This window comes from Methylobacterium frigidaeris (genome assembly GCF_022179185.1).
GTDB classification, from domain to species: domain Bacteria; phylum Pseudomonadota; class Alphaproteobacteria; order Rhizobiales; family Beijerinckiaceae; genus Methylobacterium; species Methylobacterium frigidaeris.
Genome location: NZ_BPQJ01000014.1, coordinates 37311 through 55720, shown reverse-complemented (window position 1 = coordinate 55720; position 18410 = coordinate 37311). Strand labels below are relative to the sequence as shown.

Genomic DNA, 18410 nt, shown 5'->3' with positions numbered 1-18410 from the left:
ACCGAGTTGGCCAAGGTAGCTAAGGATGCGTCGGCCCTCACGCCGGCGGGGTCCTTTCATGCCCGAACCCACATCTCTCCCGCCCGGCCGTGCCTGTGTGGCCAAGTTCTTGCTCGCCAAGCTCTTGCTGGCCAAGCTCTTGCAAGCCACGACAATCGCGGCGGGGTTCCGGTCCCCGCCGAAATCTGTGAGAACTAGCGGCAGCCGGCGGAACAGCCGGGGCCGGGGCGGGACAGGGACCACATGCAGGACGATCGGCGGCCGATCGCCAACGACGTGCGGCTGGCGGCTCTCCGCCACGTGCTCACGGTCAACGGCCGGAGCGTGGCGGTGGAGGCCGCGCCCGGCACCCGCCTCCTCTACGTTCTGCGCAACGACCTGGCGTTGAATGGCCCGAAATACGGCTGCGGACTCGGCCAGTGCGGCAGCTGCACGGTGCTGGTCGACGGCCGGGCCCTGCGCTCCTGCGCGATTCCCTTGCGCGCCGCGGTCGGGCGCCGGATCACCACCCTGGAGGGCTTGGCCGAGGGCGGGCGGCTGCACCCGGTGCAGGAGGCCTTCATCGCCGAGAACGCCGCGCAATGCGGCTACTGCCTGAACGGCATGATCATGACCACGGTGGCGCTGCTCGCGGCCAACCCGGACCCGAGCGAGGCCGAGATCCGGGCCGGCCTTCAGGCCAACCTGTGCCGGTGCGGCACCCATGTCGAGATCCTGCGCGCCGTGCGGGCCGCCGCGGCGCGGATGCGCACCGATGCCGGTGCCGGGTCCTTCGGAGGCGAGGCATGACCCGGGATCCGGCCGCGCACCGCCGGCACTGGCAGAAGGCGGGCGACCTGCTGCTCGTCTACCGCGAGACGATGGGCCGCCCGCCGCGCCTCGGCGATGCGCCGGGCGCCGCCCTGGCGACGGGGCCGCAGCGCGCGCTCTACCTCGCGGTCGACGGCGAGGGCCGGGTCACCGCCTTCAACGGCCATGTCGACCTCGGCACCGGCATCCGCACGGCGCTCGCCCAGATCGTCGCCGAGGAGCTGGACGTGCCGCTGGCCCACGTCGCGATGGAACTCGGCAGCACCGCGACCGCCCCCGACCAGGGCGGCACCATCGCGAGCGAGACGATCCAGATCGCGGCCATTCCCTTGCGCCAGGCTGCCGCCACCGCCCGCCGCCACCTGGTCGAGGCGGCCTCGCTGCGGCTCAACCGCGGCACCGCGGAGCTGGTCGTCGAAGCCGGCACCGTCCGGGTCGCGGCGGAGCCGGAATTGGAGCTGGCCTATGGCGAGCTGGTGCGGGGAAGCCGCACCGAGCTGACCCTCGATCCCGACGCATCGTTGAAGCCAGTTGCGGATTACACGCTGGTCGGCCGGCCGGTGCCGCGGGTCGACATTCCGGCCAAGACCGTCGGCGCCTGGACCTACATCCACGACGTGCGGGTGCCCGGCATGGTGCATGGCCGCGTGGTCCGGCCGCCGTATCCCGGCGTCGAGTCCGCCCTCGGCAACGCCCTCGTGGCGGTGGACGAGGCCTCGGTCGCCCACATCCCCGGCCTCGTCGCGGTGGTGGTCGTCGGCGACTTCGTCGGCGTGGTCGCCGAGCGCGAGGAGAACGCCGCCGAGGCGGCGCGGTGCCTGTCCGTGACGTGGCGGCCCGGGCAGGAGCTGCCCGACCTCAACCGGCCCGAGGCGGCGCTCCGCGACAACCCCGCGACCGCGCGCCGCCTCCTCGACCGCGGCGACGTCGACCGGGCACTCGGCCACGCCGAGGCGCGGCTCGACCGCACCTACGTCTGGCCCTACCAGATGCACGGCTCGATCGGGCCGTCCTGCGCCGTGGCCGAGTTCCGCGACGGCGACGTGGTGGTGTGGTCCGGCACCCAGAACCCGCACGTCCTGCGGAGCGACCTCGCGCTCCTCCTCGACCTGCCCGAGGACAGGATCGCGGTCGAACGCCACGAGGCGGCCGGCTGCTACGGCCGCAACTGCGCCGACGACGTCGCGGCCGATGCCGCCCTGCTCGCCCGGGCGGTCGGCCGGCCGGTGCGGGTGCAGCTCACCCGCGAGCAGGAGCATGCCTGGGAGCCGAAGGGGGCGGCGCAGGTCATGGACGTGCGCGGCGGCCTCGATTCCGAGGGGGGACCCGCGGCCTACGATTTCGAGACCCGCTACCCCTCGAACGGCGCCCCGACCCTGGCGCTGATCCTAACCGGCAAGGTGGCGGCGACGCCCGCCGTGTACCCGATGGGCGACCGTACGGCGGTCCCGCCCTACGCCTTCGGCCACGCCCGGGTGACGGTGCACGACATGCCGCCGATCGCCCGCGCCTCCTGGCTGCGCGGCGTCTCGGCTCTGCCCAACACCTTCGCGCACGAATCCTACATCGACGAGCTCGCCACCGCGGCCGGCGTCGACCCGATCGCGTACCGCCTGCGCTACCTGCCCGATCCCCGCGCCGCCGACCTCGTCCGGGCGGTGGCGGAGCGGGCCGCCTGGGTGCCGCACACCGGGCCCGGCACCCATGGCCGTTCCGGCGACGTCCTGTACGGGCGCGGCTTCGCCTATGCGGTCTATGTCCACGGCCCGTTTCCGGGCAAGGCCGCCGCCTGGGCCGCCTGGGTGGCGGACGTGGCGGTCAACCGGGTCACCGGCGAGGTCGCGGTCACCCGGGTGGTGGTGGGCCAGGATTCCGGCCTGACGATCAACCCGGACGGGGTGCGCCACCAGATCCACGGCAACGTCATCCAGTCGACGAGCCGGGTCTTGAGGGAATCGGTCGGCTTCGACGCCACCGGGGTGACGAGCCGCGAATGGGGCAGCTACCCGATCCTCGCCTTCCCGCAGATCCCCGAGATCGACGTGCTGATGCTGCCGCGCCAGGACCAGCCGCCGCTGGGGGCCGGCGAATCGGCCTCGGTGCCGAGCGCGGCGGCGATCACCAACGCGCTGTTCGACGCCACCGGCATCCGCTTCCGCGAACTCCCGCTCACCGCCGAGGCCGTGCGCGCCGCCCTCAACCCGCCGCGGATCGCCGGGCCCGACGAGACGCCGCGGCGGCGCCGCGGCTTCCTCGCCGGTTTGTTCGGCGCCGGCGCCGGGGCGCTGGCGCTCGCCACCACCCTCCTGCCCTGGCGCCCGGCCTACCCGTCGATCGAGCGGCCGGACCCTGCAGCCTATTCGGCCGCCACGATCGCGCAGGGGCGCCTCGTCGCGGCGGCCGGGGCCTGCCTCGTCTGCCACGTGGGACCGGACGGCCGGTCCTTCGCCGGCGGGCGCGGGCTCGCGACGCCGTTCGGCACCGTCTACGCCTCGAACATCACGCCGGAGGCGGGCGCCGGCATCGGCGCCTGGTCCTACCCCGCCTTCGCCCGGGCGATGCGCGAGGGCGTGTCGCGGGACGGGCACCATCTCTACCCCGCCCATCCCTATACGAGCTTCGCCGGCGTCTCGGAGCGCGACCTGCAGGCGCTCTACGCCTACCTGATGACGCAAGCGCCGGTGGCGAACCCGGTCCCGGAGACCGGCCTGCGCGCTCCGTTCAACGTCCGGCCGCTGATGGCGGGCTGGAACGCCCTCTTCCACCGCCCGACGGCCTTCGCCGATCCGGACCGCGGCCCGGACTGGAACCGCGGCGCCTACCTCGTCGAGGCACTCGGCCATTGCGGCGCCTGCCATACCCCGCGCAACGCGCTGGGCGCCGAGCGCCGGGGCGAGGCCCGCCTCGCCGGCGGCTTCGCCGACGGCTGGGAGGCGCCGGCGCTCGCGGGCCTGTCCCGCTCTCCTCTGCCCTGGACCGAGGACGACCTCTTCGCCTACCTGCGCAGCGGGCGATCGCCCCGCCACGGCAGCGCCGCCGGCCCCATGGCAGACGTGGTCGCCTCCTTGGGGCCGCTGCCGGATGCCGATATCCGCGCCATGGCGGTCTACCTCGCGAGCCTCGCCCGCGAGGCGCCGGCCCCCCGGCCGGCCAGCGCCGCGGCAGTTGCGGCTCCGCCCGGATCCGCCGCCCTGTTCCAGGGCGCCTGCGCCTCCTGCCACGAGGGCGGGGCCGGCGGGGAGCTGGTGCCGCTCGGCCTCGTCACCGCCGTGCACAGCGCGCACCCGGACAACATGATCCAGGCCGTGCTCAACGGCGTCGCGGCCGCCGCGGAGCGCTTTCCGAACCCCGACCCCTCGGCGCCGCCCGCCGCGATGCCGGCCTTCCGCGACACCCTCACCGATCGGCAGGTCGCGGAGGTCGTGGCCTATACCCGCGCCCGCTACGCGCCCGATGCGCCGGCCTGGGCGGGGCTGGAGGCGGCGGTGGCGCGGGTGCGCGGATTGAAGGCGCATGCGGGGTGGTGAGGGCGGTTCTCACCACCGGTAGATCAGGCTCCCCAGGATCTGCCGCGGCTGGCCGCGGTAGCAGGCGCCGGCTTGGCAGTTGAAGTAGTTGCGGTCGAGCAGGTTCGAGACGTTGACCTGGAGCCGCATGCCCTTCAGCCGCGGATCGACGCGCGCGAAGTCGTAGGCCGCCACCGCGTCGAACAGGGTCACGGTGGAGTTGCGGTAGCTGCCGATCACGTCGTTGGCCGGGCTGGTCCCGGCGTAGCGCACGCCGCCGCCGAAGCTGAAGCCGCTCAAGGGCGACGCGGTCGGGAACGCGTAGGTGGCAAACAGCCGGAAGGTGTTGCCGGGAATGCCCGAGAGCGCGAGGCCGACTGTCTCCGGGCTGCCTGGATTCTTCGTCGTACGGATGTCGACGTGGCTGTAGGCGGCCGTCACGTTGATGCCGGGGCCCAGATTGGCGGTCGCCTCGAGCTCGGCGCCACGTGAGTTCACCTCGCCGACCGCCGCCGTGTAGAGGATCGGGTTGACCGGGTCGGGCACCAGGACGTTGGTCTGGGCGATGTCGAACACCGCCATGTTGAGGAAGACGCTGGTTCCCGGCACGTTGAACTTCACGCCGCCCTCGAGCTGGTTGCCCTTGGTCGGCTGGAACGCCTGACCGAGCCGGTCGAGGCCGAGCTGCGGCGCGAAGGTGGTGGCGTAGCTCACATACGGCACCAGCTCGTCGGTGAGCAGGTAGTTGAGGCCGACGCGGCCGCTGAACGCCCGGTCGGAACTCGCGGTCCGGCTCGTCGGGTCGCCCGCACTCTCGTTCACGGTCGCGACGCTGTCGTGCCGGCCGGTGAGCGTGAGGATGAAGCGGCCGAACCTCGCCTGGTCCTGCACGTAGGTGCCGAGCTGCGATTGCGTCAGCCGCGAGGCCGTGCCGAGGGTCGGCGCGGTGATGAATTGCGCCCCGTAGTTCGGTCGCACCAGGCCGCCGATCTGCAGGTCCGGCGCCGCGCCGAAGCCCATGCGCTGGCCGTAGGTGGAATACGTATAGTCGAGACCGGCGATGAAATCGTGCTGCACCGGGCCGGTGGCGCCGCGGATCTCGAGCTGGTTGTCGAGCGAGATCGTGTCGAGGACGTTGGTGATGCGCCCGGTGCTGCGTGACGCGCGGACGAGATCGGCGCTCAGAGCATCGATCTGCGTGTACCGCAGGTCCGCGTCGACGTGGTAGTAGCGGAAATTCTGTCGGAAGACGATGTCGGGCGTGAGCTTGTGCTCGAAGGCGTAGCCGATCCGGTACTGCTCGGTGTTGAAGTTCTGGAACGCCGGATCACCGGAGAATAGCTTGGTCTTCTGGAAGCGCGGATCGGCGTAGTTGGAGTAGAACGAGCTGTTTCCCGGCACCGTGTTGTTCAGGTACTCGGTCAACAGCGTGAAGCTGGTATCCGCCGAGGGCCGCCAGGTCAGCGCCGGGGCGATGAAGGCCCGGTCGTCGATGCTGCCGGGCAGGAAGGTGCTGCTCTGCCGCACGAGGCCGGTCAGGCGGTAGAACAACTGGCCGTCGCTGCCCTCCACGGGACCGCCGAGATCGAAATTGCCCTGGGCGCGGTCATAGTTGCCGCCCTGCAGCCAGACCTCGCCGAACGGCACCGCAGTCGGGCGCTTCGAGGTCAGGTCGACGATGCCGCCGGGCGAGCCGAGACCGTAGAGCCCGCCCGCCGGCCCGCGCAGGATGGTGATCGCCTCGAGGCCGTAGGGCTCGACCCGCGGGATGCCGAACGGCGAGGAGGGCTGGCGCAGGCCGTCGCGGTAGATGCCGATGTTGGTGACGCTGAAGCCGCGGATGTAGAACGCGTCGAAGCGCGGGTCGTAGCCGAACACGTTCGAGGCGACGCCGGGCGTGTAGTTGATCGCCTCGTTGAGCGTCTGGACGTTGCGGTCGTTGAGCTGCTCGCGGGTGACGACCGAGACCGATTGCGGCGTCTCGATCAGCGGCGTGTTGGTCTTGGTGGCGGTGGGCGATACCCGGGCGGTGTAGCCCTGCACCCCGCTCGGGCCCCCGCCGCCGCCGCTGGTGGCCGAGCCATCGGCCGGGGCGCCGACGCCCCGCGGCGCCTGCGGCGCGCTCACCGAGATCTCGTCGAGCTTGATCGTCTCCGGCTGCTGGGCGAGCGCCGGTGCGGCGGCGAGCCCGGTCGCCAGACCGGACAGGACCAGGGACCGCGCCATGGGCCGGCGCGACGGACGGGGGGGATTGGGGAAGCTTGCTCATGCCTGACGCAACACGGGTGGGGAAGGTGCAAGAACTTACGTCACGTCGGGTGACGCGGTAAGTTTCCATTCTGTTTTGTTTAGACTCCCTCGAAAGAATGAAACGTTTTGCAGACCGGCGATGCGTCAATACAACAGCATCGCCGCGACTGAATAAGATTAGAATTATGAAAAACAAAGATTGGGCGTTTGAACCTCGGCGCGTCCTCGCCTAAGAGGGCGGCGGACGGGGTGCGACGGCGCCCGATCGGACGATGCCAAGCGAGGAGCCCCCCATGGCCGACGGATCCACCTTCGTGCAGGCCTTCACCATCCTGTTCCGCGAGGGATTGGAGGCGCTGCTGGTGGTGGCGGCGCTCGCGGCGTTCCTGCGCCGAGCCGGGGCCGCCGAGCGCATCCGCCCGGTCTATGCCGGGGCCTGCCTCGCGGTGCTGGCGAGCTTCGGCATGGCCTGGGTGTTCGAGGCCTTCTTCGACGGCAACCACAACGACCTGATCGAGGCCGGCGTCATCGTGGTCGCCGCCGGCCTGATGTTCACGATGAGCGGCTGGCTGTTCCTGCGCCAGGACCCGGCGGCCTGGAAGGCCGAGATCAACCGCATGGCCGAGCGGGCGATGGGCGCCGGCACGCTTCTGTCGCTCGCCGGCATCGCCTTCCTGGCGGTGTTCCGGGAGGGCGCCGAGACGGTGCTGTTCCTGCACGCTCTCGCCCGCAGCGCCGGCGGCTTCGACGCGTCGCTCCTCGGCGGGCTCGCGGTCGCGGCCGTCGCACTCGCGGTGGTGTTCGTGGCGATGCAGTGGCTCGCCCTGCGGCTGCCGCTGCGGCCGGTCTTCCTGCTCACCTCGGCCTTCCTGTTCGTGATGGGCCTGCGCCTCGTCGGCGCGGCGATCCAGGAATTGCAGGAGCAGGTGATCGTGCCGGTGCACAATGACGGCGTGCCGGATCTCGTCACCGCGCTCGGCTTCAACGGCAGCTGGGAGGCCCTGGGCGTGCAGGGCGCGATCGTGCTCTGCGCCCTTGCCTGGCTGGCGATGCAGCGCTCGCGCTCCGGCGCGGGGGCGGCGGCGCGCCCGCAAGTCTCGGCCTGAGGAACGGCGCGCGAAGCGGTACCACCCGGAACCCGGTTCGCGCTAAGGGATGAGGGCGCCACCCTGCACGGCCGGGGCGGCGGCGACCGCGCCGGGAGGCCCCCTTGTCCGACACCCTCACGCTCTACTACTCGCCGGGCGCGTGCTCGCTCGCGCCCCACATCGCCCTGGAGGAGACCGGCGCAGCCTTCGAGGCGGTGAAGGTGGATTTCGCCACTGCCGAGCAGCGCGGCGGCCGCTACCTCGCCATCAACCAGAAGGGCCGGGTGCCGGCGCTCGCCGAGGGCGAGTGGGTGCTGACCGAGAATCCGGCGATCCTGCGCTACATCGCCAGGCGGCATCCTGAGGCCGGTTTGTGGCCGGAGGATCCGCGGGAGGAGGCGCGCTGCGCCGAGTGGCTGGCCTGGATCTCCTCCACCATCCACCCGGCCTACGCCCATATCCGCCGGGCCGAGCGCTACGCCACCGACGAGGCGGCGATCGAGAGCGTGAAGGCCAAGGGCCACGAGACCTGTGCCGACCTGTGGACGATGATCGAGGTCGGCCTGTCGCGCGGCGGCTGGGCGGCGGGCGAGCATTACAGCGTCGCCGATCCCTACCTGCTGGTGTTCTGGCACTGGGGCCGCGGCCAGGTGCTCGGCTACGACATGGCCCGCCAGTTCCCCTCCTGGACCGACCACGCCCGCCGCATGGCCGAGCGCCCGGCGGTGCAGCGCGCCTTCGCCCGCGAGGGGCTGCCGCTTCCGGCGTGATTCAGCCTCGGCGCACGTCTCAACCCCGGAACGCATCCTCGCGCGCCAGGTAGTCCCGCTCGGCCGCCGTCTCGGGGCGGCCGAGCACTGCGTTGCGGTGGGGAAAGCGGCCGAAGCGGCGGATCAGGTCGCGGTGCTCGATCGCGGCCGCGAGATGCACGGGGAGGCCGAGTTCGGCGAACAGCGCGACGCTGCGCTCCTGCAAGCTCAAGTTCTCGGCATGCGTCAGCGGCAGGTAGAGGAAGATGCGCAAGGCCGGCTCGATCGCCCGGTCGTGGCGGCGGCCGAGCGCGCGCTCGGCCGCCGCCAGCGCCAGAGCATCGGTTGCCCAGGCGCGAGGCGTGCCGCGAAACAGGTTGCGCGGGAACTGGTCGAGGAGGAGCACCAGGGCGAGCGCACCCTCCGGCGTCTCCTCCCATGCGCGAAGCTCGCCCCGCGCCGCCGCCTCGTGCAGCGGCCGATAAGCCTGGCAGGCGGCGTCGAAGGCCGGATCGGCGGTGAACCAGCGGTCGAACCCGGCCTTGCGCCAGAACGCGACCAGTTCGGCGGGCGTCGCCCGTTGCGTCATGCCCCTCCCCTGTCGATGCGAATCGGCGCTGCCGGCGCCCGGAACCTAGCAGGCATGTGCGCGTCCGCGCGCATCCCCTATTCCCTGACGCGAATCACGCCGCTACAAGCCGGCCGTCGCACGGCCGCTCCAGCGCCCGGAGCGTTCGCAATTCTCGCCATCTGCACAAGGGGGAGCCGCCATGCGGGTCTATTACGATCGTGACGCCGACATCAATCTGATCAAGGGCAAGAAGGTCGTCATCGTCGGCTACGGCAGCCAGGGCCACGCCCACGCGCTGAACCTGCGCGATTCGGGCGTGAAGGACGTGGTGATCGCGCTCCGCAAGGGCTCGGCCAGCGCCAAGAAGGCCGAGGCCGAGGGCTTCAAGGTCATGGAGGTCGCCGACGCCGCCAAGCAGGCGGACGTCGTCATGATGCTGACCCCCGACGAGTTGCAGGGCGAGATCTACCGCGACTCGCTCCAGGCCAACATGAAGCAAGGCGCCGCCCTGCTGTTCGCCCACGGCCTGAACGTCCACTTCAACCTGATCGAGCCGCGCGCCGACCTCGACGTGCTGATGGTCGCCCCGAAGGGCCCCGGCCACACCGTGCGCTCGGAGTACCTGCGCGGCGGCGGCGTGCCGACCCTGATCGCCATCGCTCAGGACGCCTCGGGCAATGCCCACGACCTCGGCCTGTCCTACGCCTCGGCCAATGGCGGCGGCCGCGCCGGCATCATCGAGACCACCTTCAAGGAAGAGTGCGAGACCGACCTGTTCGGCGAGCAGGTCGTGCTCTGCGGCGGCCTCGTCGAGCTGATCAAGGCCGGCTTCGAGACCCTGGTCGAGGGCGGCTACGCCCCCGAGATGGCCTATTTCGAGTGCCTCCACGAGGTGAAGCTGATCGTCGACCTCATCTACGAGGGCGGCATCGCCAACATGAACTACTCGATCTCGAACACCGCCGAGTACGGCGAGTACGTCACCGGCCCGCGCATCATCACGCCCGAGACCAAGGCCGAGATGAAGCGCGTCCTGACCGACATCCAGAACGGCACCTTCACCCGCAACTGGATGCTCGAGAACAAGGTCAACCAGACCTCGTTCAAGGCCACCCGCGCCCGCAACGCCGCCCACCCGATCGAGGAGGTCGGCGAGCGACTCCGCGGCATGATGCCGTGGATCAAGGAGAAGGCCCTGGTCGACAAGGCCAAGAACTAAAGTTTCAGCGCCGCGGCCCCCTCGGGCGGGCCGCGGCTCCTCGGGGGAACGCCGCGCGGAAAATGCTTCCGCGCGGCGTTCCGCGTTCTCGGGAGATGTCACGGCGCCGAATGGATTCGGCGGATCGATGCAGATCCAGAGATGCCTTTAGCGGCCGGGAAGAGATCTAACGCTCCCTGCGAGGCTCTTCCCGCTTGCCACTCAGGATCAGGCCGTGGTGCGGACGTCATCAATAGAAAGATTTAACATAGGTAAAATTTGCCGTCGGCGCCGCGAATGCTGTCGGCGCCGTCCGCCGAGCGGGATGACCAGATCAAATATTACCATCGTCGAGGAATGACGATCGAGCGTCGAGGCGAGCCTTCGCCGCGGTCGTGACCGTATCAGGACCGTCCGCGGAGCCGCCCGATCCGTCAACAACTCGACAGATCCTCCCGGGGTGCTGCAAGGCGCCGCGGGCCGCCCGCCGTTGACGCAGGGCAGGGCCGCGCGATCTCGCCGGCATGACTGACGATCCCGTCCTCTTCTGCCTGCACTTCCTCGGGGGCAGCGCCCGCGAGTGGCGCCCGCTCGCCGAGCATCTCGGGCCCACCATGCGATGCGTCGCCATCGACCTGCCGGGCTTCGGCGACGAAGCGCACCGGCCGGGCGGCGACGTCGCCGCCATGGCCGACCATGTCGCGGCCCGCATCGAAGCCGAGGTCCCGCGCGGGCCCTGGTTCGTCGCCGGCAACAGCATGGGGGCGAAGGTCGCCCTGGCGCTGGCGCGACGCAGCGAGGACGGGGATCCCGCGCTCGCCGGCCTCGCCGGGCTCGTGCTGCTGGCGGGCTCGCCGCCGGCGCCGGAGCCGATGGCGGAGGAGCGCCGGCGGGCGATGATCGCCTGGATCGACGCCGATCCGGAGACCCGCCAGCGCGAGGCGGAGGCCTTCGTGGCGGCCAATATCGGGGCGCCGCTCTCCCCCGACGACCACGCCCGGACGGTCGAGGACGTGCTGCGGGCGAACCCCGACGCGTGGAAGGCCTGGCTCGCTGGCGGCGCCAACGAGGATTGGCGCGGGCGCATCGGCACGCTCGCGACCCCGGCGCTGGTGGTGAGCGGGGCGGAGGACGGCGATCTCGGGCCGGAGGCGCAGGCCGCCCTCACCCTGCCGCACCTCGCCCGTCACCGCCACGAGGTCCTGCTCGGGGCCGGCCACCTGCTGCCGCTGGAGCGGCCGGACGCCCTGGCGGCGCTGATCCGCGACGTCGTCGCGGCGCCGCCGGAGACCGCAGAGGCGCCGGCCCTGCCGCCGGCCTTCGCGGCGCTGATGGGGTCGGACCGGGTCAATTCCCGCCTGCGCGCGGCGCTCCGCGCACGGATGCGCGAGCCGGAGGGGCCGTTCTGCCTCGAGCCGGAGGAGCGCGCGACGCTCGCAGCCTGCCTCGACCGGGTATTGCCGCAGGACGGTCCCGGCAAGATCGACCTTGCCCGCCGCATCGACGCGCGGCTGGCGAGCGGCACCGGCGACGGCTGGCGCTACGCCGCCTTGCCGCCTGACGCGGACGCCTATTCCCGCGCCCTGCGGACCCTCGATGCCGCCGCCCGCGAGACGCAAGGCCGGTCCTTCGCGGAACTCGACGGGCCCGGCCAGGACGCGCTCCTCGGCCGCGCCGCCTCAGGCCGGCTGCCCACGATTCGGGACGGCATCGCCCCCGAGCAGATGACCTGCTGGTTCGAGGAACTGCGCGGCGAGGCAGTGCGGACCTGGCTCGCCCACCCCGCCAGCCTCGCGGCGGTCGGCTTCACCGGGATCGGCGCGGGGGGCGACGACGCCGACGCGCTGCCGGGCTACCGACTGACCGGCCTGAACGAGCGCGAGGCCTGGGAAGCCGGCATCCGCGAAGCCCCGATCACCACGGGAGACGTCCGATGAACCTCGCGGGACAACGCCGCTACGGCACCGACGAGGTCGTCGACGTCGTGGTGGTCGGGACGGGGGCGGGGGGCGCCCCGCTTCTCGCGGAACTCGCCGCGTCGGGCCTCAAGGTCGTGGCGCTCGAGGCCGGGCCGAACTTCGAGCCCGCCGGATACGGCTTCGACGAGACGCTCGCCGACGAGATCTACTGGACCGAGGAGCGCCTGAGCGGGGGCTCGACCCCGGAGGCGTTCGGGGCCAACAACAGCGGGACCGGGATCGGCGGCTCGACCCTGCATTGGGGCGCCTTCGTGCCCCGGGCCGATCCGCGCGACTTCCGCCTCCGGACCGAGAGCGGCGAAGGCTGCGACTGGCCGATCGACCACGCCGAGCTGGTGCCGTTCTACGACCGCGTCGAGGCCTTCATCGGCACGTCCGGCCCGACGCCCTATCCGTGGGACGAGGCCCGCCGCTTCCCGCTGCCGCCGGTCCTGCGCAACGGCCCGGCGCAGCTGATGGCGGCGGCCTGCGACCGGCTCGGCATCACCGCGACCGACGCGCCCGCGGCGGTGGTCTCGCGCGACTTCACCCCCGATGCAGCGGTGCCGGAGCGCAAGGCCTGCATCCATTGCGGCTATTGCCACCAGGGCTGCCGCACCCGCGCCAAGGCCAGCATGGACGTGACCTACCTGCCGCTGGCGGTGGCGCAGGGGGCCGAGATCCGGGCGGAGGCCCGGATGCACGGGGTCGAGCGCGACAGGGCCGGGCGGATCACGGGCGTGATCTACCGCAGCGGCGGGCGCGACCACCGCCAGCGTTGCGCCAACCTGATCCTGTGCGCTGGCGCCGTCGAGACGCCGCGGCTGCTCCTCCACCTCGATCTCGCCACCGGCAGCGGTCAGGTCGGCCGCAACTATATCGGCCATGTCGCGACGCAGGTTTGGGGAACCTTCGCGGACGAGGTCGCGATGAACCGCGGCTACCCGTCCTCGCTCATCACCGAGGACTACACCCGGCCGACGAACGCCGATTTCGCCGGCGGCTACCTGGTGCAGAGCCTCGGCGTCGAGCCGCTGACCTGGGCGAACTCCGTCGCCCGCGGCCGCGGCCTGTGGGGCAGGGCCCTGACCGACTACCTCAAGCAGTACAACCGCGTCGCCGGCATCGGCATCAACGGGGAGACGCTGCCCTGCGACGCGAACATCCTGACCCTGGCGGACGAGACCGACGCGCTCGGGATGCGAAAGGCGCATATCAGCTTCGGCTACGGCTCGAACGAGGACAGGCTCAACGTCCACGCCACGAAGGTGATGCGCGAGATCTGGGAGGCGGCGGGCGCCCGCGACATCTGGGTGCTGGAGCGGGTCGCCCACACGCTGGGTACCTGCCGGATGGGGCGGAACCCCGACGCATCCGTGGTCGATTCCTTCGGGCGCAGCCACGAGGTCGAGAACCTGTGGATCTGCGACGGCTCGGTCTTCCCGAGTTCGCTCGCGGCGAACCCGGCACTGACCATCATGGCGTTGTCCCTGCGCACCGCCGGCGCGTTCCTGAAGGGCTCCCCATGAAAGGCCATCTCCCCATGAAAGGCCATCCATGAGCGACGATCCCCGCGAGGCCGGCCCCCGGCCGCCGTTTCCGGGCGCGCAGCAGCAGCCGCGCCCCGGCCTCACCGGCCCGATGGACCCAGCCCCCGACCACGGCGAGGACTCTTACGTCGGCAAGGGCCTGCTGACGGACAAGGTCGCCCTCGTCACCGGGGGCGATTCCGGCATCGGCCGGGCGGTCGCCATCGCCTATGCCCGCGAGGGGGCCGACCTCGCGATCTCCTACCTCGAATCCGAGGAGGTGGACGCGCAAGCCACGAAGGCCTGGGTCGAGAAGGCGGGCCGGCGCTGCCTCCTCATCCCCGGCGACCTGCGCGACGAGGCGCATTGCCGGGCGGTGGTGGCCAGGACCGTGGCGGAGTTCGGCCGCATCGACGTGCTGGTCAACAACGCCGCCGCGCAGGTGGTCAACGAGGGCCTCGACGACGTCACCGCCCACGACGTCGAGGGCTCGTTCCGCGCCAACGTCTTCGCGATGATCTACCTGGCACAAGCCGCCGTGCCGCATATGCGGCCGGGCTCTGCGATCGTGAACTCGACGAGCCAGCAGGCCAAGGTCGCGGATGCCAGCATGCTGGTCTACGCCGCCACCAAGGGGGCGATCAGCACCCTGACCGTCGGGCTGTCGAACCTGCTGGCGCCGAAGGGCATCCGGGTGAACTGCGTCGCCCCCGGCCCGGTCTGGACGCCGATCCAGCCGATCGTGAAGTCGCCGGAGCAGATCGAGACGCTGGGCGCCGACACCCCGCTCGGCCGCGCCGGGCAGCCGGCGGAGCTGGCCCCGGCCTACGTGCTGCTCGCCTCGCGGGAGGGCAGCTACATGACCGGTGCGCTGGTGCCGGTGACCGGCGGCCAGCCGATGCTCTGACGGAAGGGCAGGGTTTCGGCCTGCGGGGTGTCCGTCCGGGTAGCCCGCCCTAGCTCTCTCGTCATCGGACGGGCCCGGTGCGGGACCGTCCCGCCGCCCCGGCCCTGACGGTCGGGGATGGCTATCGAAACCCTCCCGCTGCATCGGAACGGCCGCCCTCCGGCCCCGTTGTTGCGAGAAATCCACGGAGTGACCGACATGACGGATTCCCAGGGCAAGGCCGGGTCCCCGCGCCAGCACCGCACCCGCAACAACACCGACTCGAACGCCAAGCGCGTCTCGATCGAGACCCTGAATGCACGGCTGGCCGATGGCATCGACCTCGCGCTCAACATCAAGCAGGCGCACTGGAACCTGAAGGGTCCGCAATTCATCGGCATCCACGAGATGCTCGACGGCTTCCGCACCGAGATCGACGACCTCAACGACAAGGTCGCGGAACGTGCGGTGCAGCTCGGCGGCACGGCGCTCGGCACCGCCACGGTGGTGTCCGCCTCCTCGAAGCTGTCGCCCTACCCGACCGACATCTACGCCATCGCCGACCACCTCTCGGCCCTGATCGACCGCTACGCGGCCTACGCCAACGCCGTGCGCGAGAACATCGACCAGACCGACGAGGCCGGCGACCCGGACACCGCCGACCTGTTCACCGAGGTCTCCCGCGCGGTCGACAAGCAGCTGTGGTTCCTTGAGGCCCACGTGCAGGAGCCGACCGGCGCGATGCGCGACGGTGACGGCAAGGGCGCGCGCTGAGGCGGGGGTTCGAGAGCTGGGGCTCGCGGTCGAGCGGGCCCCGGCTCCGAATTCCACCGCTGTTCTGCTCACGCTGAGGAACGGCAGCATAGTTCGCCTCTCCCGTCATCGGGGGAGGCGCTTTCATTCGTGGGAAAGAGATATCGACGACGGAGGGTCGTTCTCTTACCCTGGGTCATGAGGCGGTGAGGATCCCCCCGTGACCGTGGCAGCCCCCGATGCGACGGAGACCGCTGCGCGTCGCAAGCACGTGGCGAAGCGCCTGAACGAGCATGTCAAGCTGGCGGCAGCCTATGTGAATGCCACGGCGATCGCGGTCGCCGGGGCGGCCATCATCGTACGCTTGGTCAGCAATCCGAATGCGACCTTGGGCCGGACAAACCTCTCTTGGTTCGCGGCCTCTCTCGCCTTACATTCTGTCGGTCATGCGGTGATCCGACTTCTACGCCAGGGGGAGTGACTATGCCCTGGGACGCCACCCTCGCGATGCTCGGCTTCGCCCTGTTCATCTCGGTGACGATTCCTGCCATCTTGAGTTTCGCCGTCTACCGCTTCGAGCGGAAGTACGGCAAGGCGGGGCAGACCGGCGCCCCCCCGCCGAGTAGCTGAAGCCCTACATCGCCTCCGGCCCGCGCCCCATCGCAGCGACGCCGGTGCGCGAGACCTCGACCAGCCCCACCGACGCCATCAGCTTGACGAAGCGGTCGATCTCGTCGGTCGTGCCGGTGAGTTCGAACACGAACGAGGTCAGCGTCGCATCGACGGTGCGGGCACCGAAGGCAGCGGCGAGCCGCATCGCCTCGACCCGGTGCTCGCCCTTGCCGGCCACCTTCACCAGCGCCAGCTCCCGCTCGAGCGAATCGCCCTGGAGCGTGAGATCCACCACCCGGTGCACCGGCACCAGGCGGTCGAGCTGCGCCTTGATCTGGTCGATCACCGCGTTGGTGCCCGCGGTCACGATGGTGATGCGGGAGATGTGCCGGGCGTGCTCGGTCTCCGACACGGTCAGGCTCTCGATGTTGTAGCCGCGGCCGGAGAACAGGCCGGCGATGCGGGCGAGCACGCCGGGCTCGTTGTCGACGATGACCGCGAGCGTGTGGCGGTTCACCGGCTCGACGCGGACCGGATCGGGGTAGTGGGTGTTCATGGCGTTCATCGTCCTCAAACCCTCGCCCGGTCAGACCAGCATCTTGCCTTCGTCGGAGATGACGTCCCCCAGATCCGCCCCGGTCTCGCCGAGGTAGTCCGAGAGCAGCATCTCGTTATGCGCCTTGCCCGACGGGATCATCGGGAAGCAGTTCTCGGTCTTGTCGACGATGCAGTCGAAGATCACCGGGCCGTCATAATCCAGCATCTCGGCGATCGCCGCGTCGAGGCTGCCGGGATCCTGGCAGCGGATGCCCTTGGCGCCGTAGGCCTCGGCCAGCTTCACGAAGTCGGGCAGGCTCTCCGAATAGCTCTCGGAGTAGCGCGAGCCGTGCAGCAGCTGCTGCCACTGGCGCACCATGCCCATGTACTCGTTGTTCAGGATGAAGATCTTGACCGGCAGGCGGTACTGCACGGCGGTCGACATCTCCTGAATGTTCATCTGGATCGAGGCCTCGCCGGCGATGTCGATCACCAGGGCGCCGCGATGGGCGAGCTGGGCGCCGATCGCCGCCGGCAGGCCGTAACCCATCGTGCCGAGGCCGCCCGAGGTCATCCAGCGGTTCGGCTCGTCGAACTTGTAGTACTGCGCCGCCCACATCTGGTGCTGGCCGACCTCCGTGGTGACGTAGGTCTCGCGCCCCTTGGTCGCCTCGTAGAGGCGCTGGACCGCGTATTGCGGCTTGATGGTGGTGCCGGACGGCCAGTAGCCGAGGCATTCCCGCGCCTTCCAGCCGCGGATCTTCGACAGCCACTCGGTCAGGCGGCCCTTGTCGGGCTCCGGCGTCACCGCGCGCCATTCGCGCAGCATGTCGGCGAGCACCGAGCCGCAATCGCCGACGATGCCGATATCCGCCTTGACGGTCTTGTTGATCGAGGAGGCGTCGATGTCGACGTGGATCTTCTTGGAGAAGGGCGAGAAGGCGTCGAGCCGGCCGGTGATGCGGTCGTCGAAGCGCGCGCCGATGCAGACCATCACGTCGCATTCGTGCATCGCCAGGTTCGCCTCGTAGGTCCCGTGCATGCCGAGCATGCCGAGGAACTGCGGGTCCGAGCCCGGAAAGGCCCCGAGGCCCATCAGCGTCGAGGTGACCGGGAAGCCGGTGGCGCGAGCGAGATCCCGCAGCAGTTGCGAGGCCTCGGGGCCGGAGTTGATGACGCCGCCACCGGTATAGAAGACCGGCCGGCGCGCGCCCGCCATCAGCGCCACGGCGGCGCGGATCTTCTCCGGGTCGCCTTGAGTCTGCGGGTTGTAGGTCTTGTGGCTGTTGTCGACCGGGCGGCGGTAGAGGCCGCTGGCGAACTGGATGTCCTTCGGCAGGTCGATGACCACCGGGCCGGGCCGGCCGTGCGAGGCGACGTAGAACGCCTCGTGCAGGATCCGCGGCAGGTCCTCGATCGATTTGACCAGGTAATTGTGCTTGGTGCAGCTGCGGGTGATGCCGACCGTGTCGCATTCCTGGAACGCGTCGGAGCCGATGAGGTGCGTCGGCACCTGGCCGGTGATGCAGACGAGCGGGATCGAATCGAGCAGCGCGTCGGTGAGTCCGGTGACGATGTTGGTGGCGCCCGGCCCCGAGGTGACGAGCACGCAGCCGACCTTGCCCGACGAGCGGGCATAGCCCTCGGCCGCGTGCACCGCGCCCTGCTCGTGCCGGACCAGGATGTGCTTCACCGTGTCCTGGTGGAAGAGCGCGTCGTAGATCGGCAGCACCGCGCCGCCCGGATAGCCGAACAGGGTGTCGACACCCTGATCCTGAAACGCCCGGATCACCATCTCGGCGCCCGTCATGACCTCGCCCGCACTCATCGCCGCGCTCCGTTCCTTGGTCTCGTCCGCGCTCTCGGGTCCGTTTTACGCAACAAAAAAGGGCCCCGAAGGACCCTGCACGCGCCACCCTTGGGATACCGAGCCTGTTAAGCTCGCCCCGTCGGTGGCGCCTCC

15 protein-coding genes are annotated in these 18410 nt (G+C 70.8%); 11 read left to right on the top strand and 4 right to left on the bottom strand.

What is annotated here, in order from left to right:
* Window positions 1-243 precede the first annotated feature (243 nt).
* Entirely contained in the window at window positions 244-789 is a 546-nt protein-coding gene (locus MFF64_RS16120) for a (2Fe-2S)-binding protein (protein ID WP_099898784.1), read from the top strand.
* A complete protein-coding gene (locus MFF64_RS16115; RefSeq protein ID WP_238191518.1) occupies window positions 786-4337 on the top strand; it encodes a molybdopterin cofactor-binding domain-containing protein in 3552 nt (1183 codons plus the stop codon). The genes MFF64_RS16120 and MFF64_RS16115 overlap by 4 nt, the downstream gene beginning before the upstream one ends.
* Window positions 4338-4346: 9 nt before the next feature.
* On the opposite strand, the gene MFF64_RS16110 is transcribed toward MFF64_RS16115, so the two are convergent.
* Window positions 4347-6542, bottom strand: a complete 2196-nt coding sequence (locus tag MFF64_RS16110; RefSeq protein WP_238191515.1) for a TonB-dependent siderophore receptor — start codon at window positions 6540-6542, stop codon at window positions 4347-4349.
* A 317-nt stretch (window positions 6543-6859) separates the two neighbouring features.
* Here MFF64_RS16110 and MFF64_RS16105 point away from each other — a divergent pair, with 317 nt between their 5' ends.
* Together MFF64_RS16105 and MFF64_RS16100 are read left to right on the top strand one after the other, a co-directional pair.
* Entirely contained in the window at window positions 6860-7672 is an 813-nt protein-coding gene (locus tag MFF64_RS16105) for an FTR1 family iron permease (protein WP_099908501.1), read from the top strand.
* A gap of 104 nt (window positions 7673-7776) precedes the next feature.
* Window positions 7777-8424, top strand: coding sequence for a glutathione S-transferase family protein (locus tag MFF64_RS16100; RefSeq protein ID WP_099908504.1), 648 nt, complete (start codon window positions 7777-7779; stop codon window positions 8422-8424).
* 19 nt (window positions 8425-8443) lie between these two features.
* Here the strand turns inward: MFF64_RS16100 and MFF64_RS16095 are convergent, their stop codons facing one another.
* On the bottom strand, window positions 8444-8992 hold the full coding sequence (locus tag MFF64_RS16095; protein WP_099908506.1) for a DUF924 family protein: 549 nt from the start codon (window positions 8990-8992) through the stop codon (window positions 8444-8446).
* Between the two features lie 181 nt (window positions 8993-9173).
* On the opposite strand from MFF64_RS16095, the gene ilvC reads away from it, so the two are divergent.
* The 7 genes from ilvC (at window position 9174) to MFF64_RS16060 (ending at window position 15928) form a co-directional block, all read left to right on the top strand.
* A complete protein-coding gene (ilvC, locus tag MFF64_RS16090) occupies window positions 9174-10193 on the top strand; it encodes a ketol-acid reductoisomerase (protein ID WP_048451919.1) in 1020 nt (339 codons plus the stop codon).
* 503 nt (window positions 10194-10696) lie between these two features.
* Window positions 10697-12109: an alpha/beta hydrolase gene (locus tag MFF64_RS16085; RefSeq protein ID WP_099908508.1), complete on the top strand. Its 1413-nt coding sequence runs from the start codon at window positions 10697-10699 to the stop codon at window positions 12107-12109.
* Complete coding sequence (locus MFF64_RS16080) at window positions 12106-13659, top strand: GMC family oxidoreductase (protein ID WP_099908510.1); 1554 nt, start codon at window positions 12106-12108, stop codon at window positions 13657-13659. The genes MFF64_RS16085 and MFF64_RS16080 overlap by 4 nt, the downstream gene beginning before the upstream one ends.
* 28 nt (window positions 13660-13687) lie before the next feature.
* Entirely contained in the window at window positions 13688-14566 is an 879-nt protein-coding gene (locus MFF64_RS16075; RefSeq protein WP_099908511.1) for an SDR family oxidoreductase, read from the top strand.
* Between the two features lie 198 nt (window positions 14567-14764).
* Window positions 14765-15319, top strand: a complete 555-nt coding sequence (gene dps / locus MFF64_RS16070) for a DNA starvation/stationary phase protection protein Dps (protein ID WP_099908526.1) — start codon at window positions 14765-14767, stop codon at window positions 15317-15319.
* A gap of 199 nt (window positions 15320-15518) precedes the next feature.
* A complete protein-coding gene (locus tag MFF64_RS16065; RefSeq protein WP_099908513.1) occupies window positions 15519-15779 on the top strand; it encodes a hypothetical protein in 261 nt (86 codons plus the stop codon).
* Window positions 15780-15781: 2 nt separating this feature from the next.
* Complete coding sequence (locus MFF64_RS16060; RefSeq protein WP_165795890.1) at window positions 15782-15928, top strand: hypothetical protein; 147 nt, start codon at window positions 15782-15784, stop codon at window positions 15926-15928.
* 4 nt (window positions 15929-15932) lie between these two features.
* Here the strand turns inward: MFF64_RS16060 and ilvN are convergent, their stop codons facing one another.
* Together ilvN and MFF64_RS16050 are read right to left on the bottom strand one after the other, a co-directional pair.
* Window positions 15933-16475: an acetolactate synthase small subunit gene (gene ilvN, locus MFF64_RS16055; RefSeq protein ID WP_099908515.1), complete on the bottom strand. Its 543-nt coding sequence runs from the start codon at window positions 16473-16475 to the stop codon at window positions 15933-15935.
* Window positions 16476-16496: 21 nt separating this feature from the next.
* Window positions 16497-18275, bottom strand: a complete 1779-nt coding sequence (locus MFF64_RS16050; protein WP_099908517.1) for an acetolactate synthase 3 large subunit — start codon at window positions 18273-18275, stop codon at window positions 16497-16499.
* Window positions 18276-18410 lie beyond the last annotated feature (135 nt).